We start from the raw sequence: 16,511 nt of genomic DNA, 5'->3' as shown, positions 1-16,511 counted from the left end.
GCCGACTGTCCGCCGTCTTTCACTTCTTCTCTTTCGCTGTAGGAAGGCTCCACCTCCATGTCGAACGACAGCAAGCTCGTTGACTACCTCAAGTGGGTCACCGCTGATCTGCACCAGACTCGCCAACGGTTGCTGGAGGTCGAGTCCGAGAAGCAGGAGCCGATCGCGATCGTCGGCATGTCCTGCCGTCTGCCCGGTGGTGTGCGGTCGCCGGAGGACCTGTGGCGGATGGTGACGGAGGGCCGCGACGGCATCTCCGCGTTCCCCACCGACCGGGGCTGGGACCTGGCGGCGCTGACCGGTGAGGGCAACGGCAGCAGTGCCTCGGTGGAGGGCGGGTTCGTCGACGCGGCCTCCTTCGACGCGGACTTCTTCGGGATCTCACCGCGTGAGGCGATGGCGATGGACCCGCAGCAGCGGCTGTTGCTGGAGACCTCATGGGAGGCGTTCGAGCGGGCCGGGATCGACCCGGCGACCCTGCGCGGCAGCCGGACCGGCGTGTTCGTCGGCACGGCGGGCGTGGACTACGTGGGCGTGGTCATGAACTCCCTGGAGGACGTGGAGGGCCACGCGACGACCGGTCTGACCGCGAGCGTGCTGTCCGGCCGCATCTCGTACGCTTTCGGCCTGGAAGGCCCGGCGGTGACCCTGGACACCGCCTGCTCGTCCTCGCTCGTCGCGCTCCACGTCGCCGCGCAGGCCCTGCGTTCGGGCGAGTGCACCATGGCCCTCGCAGGCGGTGTGACCGTTCTGTCCACGCCGATGAGCTTCGCCGGCTTCAGCCGGCAGGGCGGGCTGGCGGGCGACGGCCGCTGCAAGGCGTTCGCGGACGCCGCCGACGGCACCGGCTGGTCCGAGGGCGCGGGCGTGCTGGTACTGGAGCGGCTGTCCGACGCCAAGCGCAACGGGCACGACATCCTGGCCGTCGTGCGCGGTTCGGCGGTGAACCAGGACGGCGCGTCGAACGGTCTGACCGCACCGAACGGACCCTCCCAGCAGCGCGTGATCCGCCAGGCGCTGGCGGCTGCCGGTCTGTCGGCGGCGGACGTGGACGCGGTGGAGGGGCACGGTACGGGCACGCCGTTGGGCGACCCCATCGAGGCGCAGGCGCTGCTGGCCACGTACGGGGAGAACCGCCCCGACGGCAGACCGCTGCTGCTCGGCTCGCTCAAGTCGAACATCGGCCACACCCAGGCCGCTGCCGGTGTCGCGGGCGTCATCAAGATGGTCATGTCGATGCGTGAGGGCGTGCTGCCGCGCACCCTGCACGTGGACAGGCCGACGACGCACGTGGACTGGTCGGCGGGCGAGGTCTCGCTGCTCACCGAACAGACGGACTGGCCGGAGACGGGACAGCCCCGCCGGGCCGCCGTGTCGGCCTTCGGCATCAGCGGCACCAACGCCCACACCATCATCGAGCAGGCCCCGCCGGCGGAGACCGAGCCGGAGCGGACCGAGCCTGTCGTAGCGCCCGCCGCCACGCCGTGGGTGGTGTCGGCGAAGTCGGAGGCCGCGCTGGACGCGCAGGTGGCACGGATCGCCGCGGTCTCCGGGCAGTCGGCGCTGGACGTGGGCTTCTCGCTGGCCGCGCGTCGTACGAGCCTGGGCCACCGGGCCGTCCTGGCGGACGGGGCCGAGATCGCCCGGGGCGAGGCAGCCGGACGTACCCTCGCCTTCCTGTTCTCGGGGCAGGGTTCGCAACGACTGGGGATGGGGCGCGAGTTGTATGCGCGTTTCCCGGTGTTCGCGGCGGCTTTCGACGCGGTGTGCGCGCAGTGGGACGTGCCGGTGCGGGAGGTGGTCTGGGGCGAGGACGCCGACGCGCTGAACGGGACCGCCCATGCACAGGCGGGCCTGTTCGCGGTCGAGGTGGCGTTGTTCCGGCTGGTCGAGTCGCTGGGTGTGCGGCCGGACTTCGTGACCGGTCACTCCCTCGGCGAGGTGGCCGCGGCGCACGTGGCCGGGGTGTTCTCGCTCGCTGACGCGTGCACGTTGGTGGCGGCGCGCGGGCGGCTGATGCAGGCACTGCCCGGCGGTGGGGCGATGCTCTCCGTGCAGGCGTCCGAGGACGAAGTCCGGCCGTACGTCAGTGAGGGGCTGTCGGTCGCGGCGGTCAACGGTCCGTCGGTCGTCGTGGTGTCGGGCGTCGAGGCCGAGGTGGAGGCCGTCCGCGTCCACTTCGAGGGGCTGGGTCGGAAGGCGACCCGTCTGCGTGTTTCGCACGCGTTCCATTCGCCGTTGATGGATCCGATGCTGGAGGAGTTCCGTGCGGTGGTGTCGGGGCTGTCGTTCTCGGCTCCGGAGATCCCGATGGCTGTGGACGGTGCGCTGGTGTGCGATCCGGAGTACTGGGTGCGGCACGTCCGGGAGACCGTGCGGTTCGCCGACGGTGTCGGCGCTCTGGTCGCGCAAGGTGTGGATGCTTTCCTGGAGTTGGGTCCGGACGGGACGTTGTGCGCGCTGGCGCGGTTGACGGTGGACGCGGTGGATGCCGGGGAGGTCGTGGCTGTTCCGGCGTTGCGCAAGGGCCGGGGTGAGGAGGGCGCGCTGGTCGACGGGCTGGCGAAGCTGTACTGCGCGGGTGTGGGGGTGGACTGGGCGCGCTGGTACGACGGGACGGACGCGCGGGTCGTGGACCTGCCCACGTACGCCTTCCAGCACGAACGCTACTGGCCGCGCCCGGCGCTGCCCGTGGGTGACGTCGCATCCGCCGGTCTGATGCCCGCCGAGCATCCGCTGCTGGGCGCCACCGTCTTCCTGGCCAGTTCGGAAGGGACGGTGCTCACGGGACGGCTGTCGTGTGCCGCACAGCCCTGGCTGGCGGAGCACGCGGTCGACGGCCAGGTGGTCTTCCCGGCGGCCGGCCTGCTGGAACTCGCCGTCCGGGCCGCCGACCAGGTCGGCTGCGGACGTGTCGAAGAACTGACGCACACCGAACCGCTGGTGCTTCCCGCCGACGGCGGGGTCGCCGTCCAGGTGTGGGTGGGCACCCCGGACGAGCACGGCGCCCGGCCGGTCAGGCTGCACTCGCGGCGCGAACAGGACTCGGACGACGAGTGGACCGAGCACGCCTCGGGCGTACTGGTCGCCGGCCCGGCTGCCGAGATCCTGTACGACGCGACCACCACCCGCGAGGTGGAGTGCGTGCTGTCGGGTGAGGTGGCGCGGGAGGCGGATCGGTTTGGTCTGCATCCGGCGTTGCTGGCGGAGGTGGTGCGGGAGGTCGTGGGGGAGCGGGAGTGGGTTCCTGTTTCCTGGCGTGGTGTGACGCTGCACGCGGCGGGTGCGTCGGTGGTGCGGGCGCGGATCGGTCGTACGGCGGAGGACTGTGTGTCCCTGCTGCTGGTGGATGCCGCAGGTGAACCGGTGCTGTCGGTAGCGGAGTTGCAGCTCGGCGCTCCGGTGGAGCTGGTGAGCGTGCCGGGCCGGGACGGGTTGTTGCGCGTGGAGTGGGTGCCGGCGGATGTGTCGGGAGCCGTTGGGGCGTCTGGAACTGTTGAGCTCGGTGAGTCGTCGTTGACGGTGTTTCCGGTGGAGGGTGGGGATTCGCCGGAGGCGGTGCATGCGGTGTGTGCGCGTGTGCTGGCTGAGGTGCAGGAGTGGCTGGGTGGGTCCGGTGGTTCGTCTTCCGGGGGTTCGCGGTTGGCTTTTGTGACGCGGGGTGCTGTGTCGGGGGCTGATCTGGCGGGTGCTGCGGTGTGGGGGTTGGTGCGGGCTGCGGAGTCGGAGAATCCGGGCCGGTTCCTGCTGGTGGATGTGGAGGGTGGCGGGGAGCTGCCGGTGGGGGAGGTGCTTGCGGCGGGTGAGTCGCAGGTGCTGGTGCGTGACGGTGTGGTGCATGTGGGCCGGCTGGCGCGGCTGGGTTCTTCGCTGGGTGTGGTGGAGGCCCCGTGGGGGTCTGGGACGGTGTTGGTGACGGGTGGGACGGGTGGTCTGGGGCGTGAGGTGGCCCGGCATCTGGTGGCGGTGCATGGGGTGCGGAGTTTGCTGTTGGTGTCGCGTCGGGGGCTGGATGCTCCGGGTGCGGTGGAGTTGCGGGATGAGTTGAGTGCTGGGGGTGCTGCTGTTTCGGTGGTGGCGTGTGATGTGGCGGACCGGGGGGCTCTTGCCGGGGTGTTGGCGGGGGTGGGGTTGTCGGCGGTGGTGCATACCGCTGGTGTGCTGGATGACGGTGTGGTGACGTCGTTGACGGCCGGGCGGGTGTCGGGGGTGTTGCGTCCGAAGGTGGATGCGGCGTGGCATCTGCACGAGCTGACGCGTGATCTCGATCTTTCGGCGTTCGTGTTGTTCTCGTCGGTCTCGGGTGTGATGGGTTCGGCGGGTCAGGGCAGTTATGCGGCGGGGAACGTGTTCCTGGATGCGTTGGCGGTACGGCGTCGTGCGGAGGGTCTGCCCGGGCAGTCCCTGGCGTGGGGGGCGTGGGCGCCGACCGGTGGTATGACCGCGACGCTCTCGGAGGCGGACCGCCAGCGGATCGCCGCATCGGGTGTTCCTCCGCTCTCCGTCGAGCAGGGTCTGTCGCTCCTCGACGCCGCGACGGCCATCGACCTTCCCTACCTCGTCCCCCTCGGCCGCCTCGGAGGCGGCCCCGGGGCGCGGTTGCGCGGCGAGGTGCCCACCATGTTCCGCGGGCTGGTCCGCGGGGGGCGGCGGATGGCCGCCACCACCGCAGCCGGGGCCGGGACGGCCGTCGCGCTCGCCGCCCGGCTGTGGGAGCTGCGGGAGGCGGACCGTGTCCGTACCGTCGTGGAGATGGTCCGTACCGAGGCCGCGTCCGTCCTCGGGCACGCCTCCGCGCAGACCGTCGGCGCGGACCGGGACTTCCACGACCTGGGGCTCGACTCCCTCACGGCCCTGGAGCTGCGCAACCGCCTGACCGAGGCCACCGGCCTCCGGCTGCCCGCCACTCTCGTCTTCGACCACCCCACCCCCACCGCCCTCGCCGAACACCTCCTCGCCGAACTGCTCGACGAGGACGGAGCTGTGCGCCTGCCCGCCGCCGTGGCCACCGCGGCGGCCGACGACCCGATCGCCATCGTCGGCATGGCCTGCCGGCTGCCCGGCGGCGTCGACTCCCCCGAGGACCTGTGGGACCTCGTCCGCGAAGGACGGGAGGGCATCGCCGACTTCCCCACCGACCGGGGCTGGGACCTGGACACGCTCCTCGGCGCCGGCCCGGGCGACCGCGGTCGCAGCGCCACCGCCAAGGGAGGTTTCCTGCACGGGGTCGCCGAGTTCGACGCGGACTTCTTCGGCATCTCGCCGCGCGAGGCCCTCGCCATGGACCCGCAGCAGCGGCTGCTCCTGGAAACCTCCTGGGAGGCCATCGAGCGCGCCGCCATCGACCCGGCCGCTCTGCGCTCCAGCGCGACCGGAGTGTTCGTCGGCACCGGCGGCCAGGACTACGTCACCCTCGTGATGAACTCCCCCGAGGACATCGAGGGACACGCCAGCACCGGTCTCGCGGCCAGCGTGGTCTCGGGGCGGGTGTCGTACACCTTCGGATTCGAGGGCCCGGCCGTCACCGTCGACACCGCCTGCTCGTCCTCCCTGGTGGCCATGCACCTGGCCGCCCAGTCGCTGCGCAGCGGCGAGTCCTCGCTCGCCCTCGCGGGCGGCGTCACCGTCATGTCCTCCTCACTGGGCTTCCCCGGCTTCACCCGGCAGGGCGGCCTCGCCACCGACGGGCGCTGCAAGGCGTACGCGGATGCCGCCGACGGCACCGGCTGGTCCGAAGGCGTCGGCGTGCTCGTCCTGGAACGGCTCTCGGACGCCCGCCGCAACGGACACCAGGTCCTGGCACTCGTACGCGGCTCCGCCATCAACCAGGACGGCGCCTCCAACGGCCTCACCGCGCCCAACGGCCCCGCCCAGCAGCGCGTCATCCGTCAGGCCCTCGCCAACGCGGGCCTGACGCCCGCCGACGTCGACGTGGTCGAAGGACACGGCACCGGCACCACCCTCGGCGACCCGATCGAGGCGCAGGCCCTGCTGGCCACGTACGGCCAGGAGCGCGGCGAGGCCGGACAGCCCCTGCTGCTCGGCTCGCTCAAGTCGAACATCGGCCACACCCAGGCCGCTGCCGGTGTCGCCGGTGTGATCAAGATGGTCATGGCCATGCGTCACGACGCCGTGCCGCGCACCCTGCACGTGGACGCGCCCTCGACGCACGTCGACTGGTCCGGCGGTGACGTACGCGTCCTCACGGAGGCCGTACCGTGGCCGGACGTCGACCGGCCGCGCCGGGCCGCCGTGTCGGCGTTCGGGATCAGCGGCACCAACGCGCACACCATCATCGAGCAGGCACCGCCCGCAGAGGAGGAGCAGGCCTCGCCCGCCGACGGGCCGGCCGGGGAGCACACCGCGGAGACGGCGGGGCAGCGCGTCGACAAGCCGGGCGCGCGGCCGGCCGGCGCCCCCGCCGTGCTGCCGTGGGTGGTGTCGGGCAAGTCCGAGGCCGCCCTCGACGCGCAGGCCCGGCGGCTGTCCCCGCTGTACGCCGAGCTGCCGGCGCTCGACGTCGCGTACTCGCTGGCGGCGGGACGCGGCACCTTCGAGCACCGGGCCGTACTGGCGGACGGTGTCGAGATCGCCCGCGGCACGGCCGCGGAGAGCCGGGTCACGGCCGCGCTGTTCACCGGGCAGGGCTCCCAACGGCTCGGCATGGGGCGTGAGTTGTACGACCGCTTCCCCGTGTACGCGGCGGCCTTCGACGACGTGTGCGCGGCCCTGGACGAGCACCTCGACCGCCCTGTCCGTACGGTCGTGTGGGGCGAGGACGCGGAGGCGCTGAACGGGACGGAGTACGCCCAGGCGGCCCTGTTCGCCGTCGAGGTGGCGCTGTTCCGGCTGGTCGAATCGCTGGGCGTGCGGCCCGAGTTCGTGGCAGGTCACTCGGTGGGCGAGATCGCCGCCGCGCACGTCGCCGGGGTGTTCGGCCTCGCCGACGCGTGCGCGCTCGTCGCGGCGCGCGGCCGGCTGATGCAGGCGCTGCCCGAGGGTGGCGCCATGCTGGCCGTACAGGCGACGGAGGAGGAGGTGCGGGCGCTGCTGGTCGACGGCGGTCCGGTGTCGATCGCGGCCGTCAACGGGCCTTCTTCCGTGGTGGTTTCCGGTGCGGCCGAAGCCGTCGCGCGGATCGGCGCGCACTTCGGGGCCGAGGGCCGCAAGGTGACCCGGCTGCGCGTGTCGCACGCCTTCCACTCGCCGCTGATGGACCCGATGCTGGCGGAGTTCCGGGCCGTGGCCGCGCGTATCGCCTTCGCCGAGCCGCAGTTGGCGCTCGTGTCGAACCTGACCGGTGCCGTCGCGGAACCCGGCCTGGTGTGCACCCCCGACTACTGGGTGCGGCACGTCCGCGAGACCGTCCGCTTCGCCGACGGCGTCGGCGCGCTGCGCGACGCCGGGGTGTCCGCCTTCCTGGAGCTGGGCCCCGACGGCATCCTCACCGCCGCCGTCCGCACCGCCCTCGGCACCCGGGACGACACCTGCGTCGCCGTGCCCGCACTGCGCGCCGGGCGGCCCGAGGAGCGGGCCCTGATCGACGGGCTCGCCCGGCTGCACGTCAGCGGCGTGCGCGTCGAGTGGGCGCGGCTCTTCGACGGCACCGGCGCCCGACTCGTCGACCTGCCCACGTACGCCTTCCAGCGCACTCGGCACTGGCCGCGCACCGGGCCCGTCGAGCGGCCCGCCCCCGCCGCCCCGGCCGATCCGGCCGACGCGGAGTTCTGGACGGCCGTCGAGGGCCAGGACCTGGCCGCCCTGGCCACCGACCTGGACGTGGACGGCGAGGCGCTCGGCGCCGTGCTGCCCGCGCTGTCGAACTGGCGCCGCCACCGGCGTGACCAGGCACTCCTCGACGCCCTGCGGTTCCACGAGGTGTGGCAGCCGACCGGTGCGACCGGGGACGGCGAACCGGCCGGTGCCTGGCTCGTGGTCGTGCCCGCCGGGACCGCGGACGACGGCTGGAGCACCGCGGTACGGGAAGCGGCCGGGCCCGAGGCCCTGCACCTGACCGTCGACCCGGCGGCCGAGCGGACCGTACTGGCCGCTCGGTTGGCTCAACTCCCCTGCCCCGGTGCCGGGTTCGCCGGTGTACTGGCCCTTCCCGCCTCCGACGGGACGGCTGTCGCGGCGACCGCCGTACTCTTCCAGGCCCTGGCGGACGCCGGGATCGCGGCACCCCTGTGGTGCGTCACCCGGGGCGCGGTCTCCGTGGCCAGGACCGAAGCCCTGCCCTCCCCGGAGCAGGCGGGCCTCTGGGGACTCGGCCGGGTGGCCGCCCTGGAACACCCGCAGAGCTGGGGCGGTCTCATCGACCTGCCGGAGGCGCTCGACGCACGGACCGCCGGCCGGCTGGCCGCCGTTCTGGCCGGTACCGACGGCGAGGACCAGATCGCGGTCCGCGACTCCGCCGTGTACGTACGACGGCTGGTGCCCGCGCCGGCCGGTTCGCCCGACGCTGGCTGGCAGCCCGCCGCCGCACACCCCGACGGCACGGTCCTGATCACCGGCGGCACCGGCGGCCGGGGGAGCAGCACCGCCCGCTGGCTCGCGGCCGAGGGCGTGCGCCGTCTGCTGCTCGTCAGCCGTCGCGGCCCCGCCGCGCCCGGCAGCGCCGAACTCGTCGCCGAGCTGCGCGACTTGGGCGCCGAAGCCACCGTCGTGGCCTGCGACACCGCCGACCGGGACGCGCTGGCCGCCGTCCTGGCGGACATTCCCGACGCGCACCCGCTCACGGCCGTCGTCCATGCGGCAGCCGCCGTCGACGACGGGGTCCTCGACGACCTGACGCCGGAACGGCTGACAGCCGTACACCGGGCCAAGGCGCTGACGGCACTCCACCTGGACGAGCTGACCCGGGAACGGGACCTGTCCGCGTTCGTGCTCTTCTCGTCCGTGGCAGGCGCCGTCGGCACCCCCGGACGGGCGGCCGTCGCCGCCGCCAACGCGGTCCTCGACGCGCTCGCCCAGCAGCGCCACGCCCGTGGCCTGCCCGCGACCTCGCTGGCCTGGGGCGCCTGGATGGACGCCGAGCCCACCGCCGAGCCGAGCGTCGCGCCCACCGCCGAGACCACCGCCGCACCGAGCGTCGCGCCGGAGGCGCAGCCCGATGGTGCGGTGCGGGGTACGGGTCTGCCCGCCGGTTCCGCGTCGCATGCCCGCGCCGCCGCCGACCAGCCGCCGGCCGACAGCGGCGCCCGGCGCACCGGAGTTCCCGCCGTGCACCCCGCGCTCGCGCTCGCCGCCCTGCGGCAGGCCGTCACCCGGCCCGCGCCCACCCTGATCGTCCTGGACCTGCACCAGCCGCAGGTCCTGGACACCCTCGTCGGCCTGCGCGGCAATCCGCTGCTGGCCGGGATCCCCGCCGCCCGGCAGGCCATCGCCGACGCGGAGACGGCACGCGAGGACATCACCTCGCAGGCACACGAACTCACCCTGAGGCTGCGGGCACTGCCCGAAGCCGAGCGCCTGACCCTCCTCACCGACCTGGTACGCACCCACGTCGCGACCGTCCTCGGCCACAGCGGGAAGGCGGCCGTTTCCGCCGACCGCAAGTTCCGCGACCTCGGGTTCGACTCGCTCACCGCCGTCGAACTCCCCGCCCGCCTCAACCTCGCCACCGGCCTGAAGCTGTCCGCCACGGCCGTCTACGACTACCCGACCGCCACCGGTCTCGCCGAGCACCTGCTCGCCGAACTCCTCGGCGGGCAGCAGCCGGACGGGGCGTCGGCCGACGCCCCCCGGGCCGCTCTGGACGACGACCCGATCGCCATCGTCGGCATGGCCTGCCGGCTGCCCGGCGGAATCCGTACGCCCGAGGAACTGTGGCAGCTGGTCTCCACCGGCGGCGACGGCATCGAACCGTTCCCCACCGACCGCGGCTGGGACCTCAAGACCCTCGGCGCGGGAGACCCCGACGGGCGGGGCCGCAGCGCCACCCTGGAGGCCGGATTCGTCTCCGGGGTCGCCGACTTCGACGCGGGCTTCTTCGGGATCTCCCCGCGTGAGGCACTGGCCATGGACCCGCAGCAGCGGCTGCTCCTGGAGACCTCCTGGGAGGCCGTCGAGCGGGCCGGCATCGCGCCGGACTCCCTGCACGGCAGCCGCACCGGAGTGTTCGTCGGGACCAGCGGCCTCGACTACGCGACGCTGATGATGAACTCCCGCGAGGACATCGGCGGCCACGCGGGCACCGGCCTCGCCTCCAGCGTGCTGTCCGGGCGCATCTCCTACACCCTCGGCCTCGAAGGCCCCGCGGTCACCGTCGACACCGCGTGCTCCTCCTCCCTGGTCGCCCTGCACTCCGCCGCCCAGGCACTGCGCGGCGGCGAGTGCTCGCTCGCCCTGGCCGGCGGTGTCACCGTGATGGCGACCCCCGTCGGTTTCGCCGGCATGACCATCCAGGGCGGCCTCGCCGCCGACGGCCGCTGCAAGGCGTACTCGGACGCCGCCGACGGCACCAACTGGTCGGAGGGCGTGGGCATGCTCGTCCTGGAACGGCTCTCCGACGCCCGTGCCCACGGGCACGAGGTACTGGCACTGGTACGCGGCTCCGCCGTCAACCAGGACGGCGCCTCCAACGGCATCACCGCCCCCAACGGCCCCGCCCAGCAGCGCGTCATCCGTCAGGCCCTCGCCGCCGCCGGACTGACCCCCGCCGACGTGGACGCCGTCGAGGGCCACGGCACCGGCACCGCACTCGGCGACCCCATCGAGGCACAGGCGCTCCTGGCCACCTACGGCCGGGGCCGCGACCCCGAGCGGCCGCTGCTGCTCGGTTCGCTGAAGTCCAACATCGGGCACGCCCAGGCCGCCGCCGGTGTGGCAGGCGTGATCAAGACCGTGCTTGCCCTGCGGCACGGCGTCCTGCCCAGGTCCCTGCACATCGACGAGCCTTCGACGCACGTCGACTGGACCGCCGGTGCGATCGACCTGCTCACCGAGGCCAGGCCGTGGCCGGCAGTGGACCGCCCCTGGCGGGCGGGCGTCTCCTCGTTCGGGATCAGCGGCACCAACGCCCACACGATCATCGAGCAGGCCCCGCCCGCCGAGACCGCAGCGCCCGCTCCCGACGCGCCTCCCGTACGGGCGGCCGCCGTGCCGTGGCCGGTGTCGGGGGCCACCTCCGCGGCCCTGGACGAGCAGCTCGCCCGCCTCACGGCCGACACCGTGGGCCGCGACCCGCTCGATGTGGGCCTCTCCCTCGCCACCACCCGTACCGCACTCGCGCATCGCGCGGTGCTGCTCGACGGAACGGAGGTCGCCCGCGGCGAGGCCTCCGGTCACACCACCGCCTTCCTGTTCTCCGGGCAGGGCGCCCAGCGACTCGGCATGGGCCGCGAACTCCACGCCCGCTTCCCCGTGTTCGCCGACGCCTTCGACGCCGTGTGCGCGGAACTCGACCCGCACCTGGAACGACCGCTGCGCGAGGTGATCTGGGGCACCGACACCGAGTCGGCCGACCGGACGGCGTACGCCCAGACCGGGCTGTTCGCCGTCGAGGTGGCCCTGTTCCGGCTGCTCGCCGCACTCGGCGTACGTCCGGAGTTCGTCGCGGGGCACTCCGTCGGCGAGATCGCCGCCGCCCACGCGGCCGGAGTGTTCTCACTGGCCGACGCGTGCACGCTGGTCGCGGCACGCGGGCGGCTGATGCAGGCGCTGCCCGAGGGCGGCGCGATGCTCGCCGTACAGGCCACGGAGGACGAAGTCGCACCGCTGATCGGCAAGTCGACCTCCGTCGCGGCGGTCAACGGTCCGTCGTCCGTGGTGGTGTCCGGTGCGGAGGACCAGGTGGAGGCCGTACGGGCCCACTTCGCGGCCCTGGACCGCAAGACGACCCGCCTCCGGGTCTCGCACGCCTTCCACTCACCGCTGATGGACCCGATGCTGGACGAGTACCGGGCCGTCGTCGCCACGCTCGCCGTCGCCGAGCCGCAGGTCCCGCTCGTGTCCACCCTCACCGGCGCGCCGGCCCCGGCCGCACAGCTCGGCGACCCCGAGTACTGGGTGCGGCACGTGCGGGAGACCGTCCGCTTCGCCGATGCCGTGCACGCCCTGCGCGAGGCGGGGGCATCCGCCTTCCTGGAGGTCGGCCCCGACGGCACTCTCTCCGCCCTGGCCCCGCAGAGCCTCACCGAGGACGCCGAGCAGTGCGTCTGCGTCCCCGTGCTCAGGGCCGGCAGGTCCGAGGAGAGTGCCCTGGTCACCGCCCTGGCCCGGTTGCACGTCAGCGGCGTGGCGGTCGACTGGCCGCGGCTCTTCGACGGCACCGGCGCCCGCCGCACCCCGCTGCCCACCTACGCCTTCCAGCACGACCGGTACTGGCCGCGTCCCGCGCCCCTGTCCGGGGACGTGACCTCGGCCGGGCTGGTGCCCGCCGAACACCCGTTGCTCGGCGCGGCCGTCCCGCTCGCCGGATCCGACGGCGTGCTGTTCACCAGCAGGCTCTCGCTCCGCGTCCACCCCTGGCTGCTCGACCACCGCGTCGACGGGGCGGCCCGCTTCCCGGACACCGCCTTCCTCGAACTCGCCGTCCGGGCGGGCGACCAGGTCGGCTGCGGACACCTCAGGGAGTTCGCCGTCACCGCACCGCTGCCGCTCGACCACGCCGAACCGGTGATCCAGGTGTGGGTCGGCGCCCCCGACGGGGACACCGGTGACCGTACGGTCGCCTGCTACGCCCGGCCGCACGACGCGGCCCCCGACGAGCCGTGGACCCGGCACGCCTCCGGCACCCTGACCGCGCAGCCCTTCAGTGCCCCGCCGGCCCCGTCGGTGTGGCCGCCGACCGGCGCCGCCGCCGTCGACCTCGACGGCTTCTACGGGGACGCCGGTCCCGGACCCGTCTTCCAGGGCCTCACCAGGGCCTGGCTGCACGGCGATGACGTGTTCGCCGAGGTGCGCCTGAGGGGCGAGGCCGCCGACGACGCCCGTTACTTCGGCCTGCACCCGGCACTGTCCGCGGCGGCCCTGCACGGAGCCGTCCTGCTCGGCATCGGCGGCGAGGACCGGTTGCCGAGGCCGCGGTCCTGGCAGGACCTCACCCTGCACGCGGGCGGCGCGTCGGTGCTGCGGGTCAGGCTGAGCCGGTCCGCCGAGGACACGGTGCTCATCGGTGCGTACGACGCCGAGGGCGCGCCCGTCCTGTCCGCGGCCTCGGTTGCCCTGGCCGCCGGCGAGGAGGCGACCGAGGAGGTCCGCTCGACCGCACGCGAACCGCTGTTCCACGTGGAGTGGATACCCGCCGACACCGAAGGCGGACCGGCCCGCGAGGCGCACGTCCTCGCGTTCGGCGACACCGACCCCTACGGGTTCGGTGCCCGTGCCGCCTCCCTCGCCGAACTCGCCGCCTCGGGAAGCCAGTTGCCCGACCTGGTCGTCGTACCGCTGCCCGAGTGCACCGGTGGCGACGTGCCGCAGGCGGTGCACGCGCTGACCGGCCGGGTACTCGCCCTGGTGCAGGAGTGGCTCGAAGGGGAGCGGTTCGCCGCCTCCCGGCTCGTCTTCGTCACCCGCCGGGCGATCCGCGCCGTGGACGGCGACACCGTCACCGACCTCTCGGGCGGGTCTGCCTGGGGCCTGGTGCGCTCGGCGAACTCCGAGCACCCCGACCGGTTCGCCCTCCTCGACACGGAGAAGGACACCGACGTCGCCGACGCCCTCCAGCTCCTCGCCGGGCCGCTGGTCGCCGGCGAGGCCCAGTTCGCCGTGCGCGGCGGCACCCTGCACGTCGGCCGGCTCGCCCGGCTGGCGACGGCCCCGAGCCTGCTGCCGCCCGCCGGAGCGGGCTGGCGGCTGGCGCTGCCGGACGGCGGCAGCGCCGAAGACCTGCGGCTGGTGCCGTGCCCGGACGCGGAACGGCCGCTGGCCGAGGGCGAGGTACGCGTCGCCGTCACGGCGGCCGGCCTCACCGGCGGGGCCGTCACCGAAACCGTCGTCCGGACCACCGGCGGACCGGTCGCCCGGATCGCGGGCACCGTCAGCGAAACCGGTCCCGGAGTGACGGGGCTGCGGGCCGGAGACCGTGTGATGAGCGTGGAGCCGACCGCGGTCGCCACCCTCGCCGTCCTGGACCGGAACGGGATCGCCCCCGTACCGGACGGCTGGACCTGGATACAGGCGGTCGCCACCGGGTCCGGTACGGCGGCCCCGGCCGGCCAGGGCGCCCCGACCGCCTCCGGCACCCCGGCCGTCGCGGTCGAACCGGCCACCGGGACCGCCTCAGGCACCCCGGCCCCTCCGGCCCTCTCCGGCACCCGACCCGTCCCGTACGGCACCCCGACTCACCTCCCGACGTACGACATCCGGCACGCCCGGACAGCCCTGCGCACCCTCACCTCCGACGCCGGGCCCCTGCACGGCGCGGTGCTCACCATGCCGCCCGCCTGGAACCCGGAGGGCACCGTCCTCGTCACCGGCGGCACCGGCGCCCTCGGCCGCCACCTCGCCCGCAGGCTGGCCGCCCGCGGCGTCCGGCACCTGCTGCTCACCAGCCGACGCGGTCCGGCCGCACCCGGCGCCGCCGACCTCACCGCCGAACTGGAGGCCCTGGGCGTACACGTCACGGTCACCGCCTGCGACACCGCCGACCGGCAGGCCGCGGCCGACCTGATCGCGGGCATCCCGGCCGCGCACCCGCTCACCGCCGTGATCCACACGGCCGGTGTGCTGGACGACGGCGTCATCACCGCCCTCACCCCCGAACGGCTCTCCGACGTCATGCGGCCGAAGGTCGACGCGGCCTGGAACCTGCACGAGGCCACCCAAGGTCTCGCCCTCGCCGCCTTCGTGACGTTCTCCTCCATCGCCGGCCTCATGGGCAGCCCCGGCCAGGGCAACTACGCCGCCGCCAACTCCTTCCTGGACACCCTCGCCGACCACCGCGCGGCCCTCGGACTGCCCGGCACCTCCCTGGCCTGGGGTCCCTGGGTCCAGGACGACGGCATGACGAGCGAACTCAGCGACACCGACATGCGGCGCATGCAGTCCGGCGGCATGCCCCCGCTCTCCATCGAGCAGGGCCTCACCCTGTTCGAGGCAGCTCTGGGCTCCGCCGAACCGCTCGTCATCCCGATCGGGCTGACCGGCGGGGGAATGCGCCCGCAGGGCGAGGTCCCGCCGCTGTTCCGGGGGCTGGTACGGACCGCCCGCCGGGCCGCCGCCAACACCGCGGGCGGTCAGGACGCCGCCGCCGACCTCACCCGCAGGCTCGTCGCGCTCAGCGAGAAGGACCGCCTGCGCCACCTCACCGACCTGGTGCGGACCGAGGCCGCGTCCGTGCTCGGGCACGCCTCGGCCGACGAGGTGGAGGCCGGCCGGGACTTCTACGAGCTCGGCTTCGACTCGCTGACCGCCGTCGAGCTGCGCAACAAGCTCGCCGCGGCCACCGGCATGAGGCTTTCCGCCACGGTCGTCTTCGACAACAGGACACCCGCCGAACTCGCCCGCTGGCTGCGCGGCGAACTCGCCCAGCAGACCCCGGCCGACGACGCGGCGGGCGGCGGAGCCTCCCTCGGCCTCGCCCCCGGGGAGTCCGAACCCGGCTCGCTGGAAAGGCTGTTCACCGACGCCCTCGCCTCCGGCAAGGTCCCCGAGGCCCAGCGCATGCTGGCCGCCGTGGCCGCGCTGCGCCCCACCTTCGAGGCATCGGCCGAACTGGAGGACCTGCCCCACGCCTCCGCCCTCTCCGAAGGACCCACCGCCCCGAAACTCGTCTGCGTCAGCGCGCCCACCGCCAACGCGGGCGTCCACCAGTACGCCCGTCTCGCCGCGCACTTCCGGGGGAAGCGGGCCGTGGCGGCACTGCCCCTGGTGGGCTTCGAGACCGGGGAACGGCTGCCCGCCACCCCGGAGGTCGCCACCCGGGTGATCGCCGAGAGCGCCCTGCGGGAGGCCGACGGCAAACCGTTCGTCCTCGTCGGCCACTCCTCCGGCGGGTCCTTCGCCTACGCGGCGGCCGGACTCCTCGAACACACCTGGGGCATCAAGCCCGCCGGTGTGGTGCTCCTGGACACCTACAGCTTCCAGCACAACGACGGCGAAGGCGTCGACTACCAGGGCATGATGCGCCTCAACTTCGCGGGCGGGGAAGCCTCGGCCGGCACGGCGGAGGGCTCGGTGGTCCGGCTGACCAGCGCCCGGCTGTCCGCCATGGGCCGCTGGATGGTCCTGCTCAGCAGGCTCCGGGTGCAGCACACCAGCGCACCCGTGCTCCTGGTGAAGTGCGCGAAGCAGTTGTACGGAGCCGACGGCCGGCCGATCGAACAGCAGCCGTCCGTACAGAGCGCGCCCCTGGTCGCCGGAGCGCAGGAGCGGCCCGTGGACGCCGACCACCTGTCGATGATCCGCGAGGACTCGGCGCGGACCGCGCAGATCATGGAGGAATGGCTCACCGAGCACGCGCGCACCGACCGGGGCTGACCCCGCCGAACCGGCGCACCGGGCCCCTTCCCCCGGGGTTCGGTGCGCCCTCCCCACGTCCCGCCGTCCGGCACGGGCTCCGCGGCGCG

Annotated in this window: 1 protein-coding gene; it reads left to right on the top strand. The window is 74.1% G+C overall.

Annotated features, from left to right (window positions below; all coding sequences use genetic code 11):
- The first annotated feature begins 57 nt into the window (after positions 1–57).
- The gene (locus ACIP93_RS24670) at positions 58–16,422 is read left to right on the top strand and encodes a type I polyketide synthase (protein ID WP_401761757.1); all 16,365 of its coding nucleotides are present in this window, start codon (positions 58–60) and stop codon (positions 16,420–16,422) included.
- The last annotated feature ends 89 nt before the right edge of the window (positions 16,423–16,511 follow it).

The sequence above is a fragment of the Streptomyces sp. NPDC088745 genome, from assembly GCF_044751045.1.
Classification (GTDB): domain Bacteria; phylum Actinomycetota; class Actinomycetes; order Streptomycetales; family Streptomycetaceae; genus Streptomyces; species Streptomyces cremeus.
The sequence above is the reverse complement of the archived record's forward strand: the minus strand, read 5'-3'. Positions and strand labels throughout refer to the sequence as shown.

Bases quoted from the DNA above. Each gene is read 5' to 3' on its own strand.
- ACIP93_RS24670 (WP_401761757.1), top strand. From the start codon at position 58: ATGTCGAACGACAGCAAGCTCGTTGACTACCTCAAGTGGGTCACCGCT.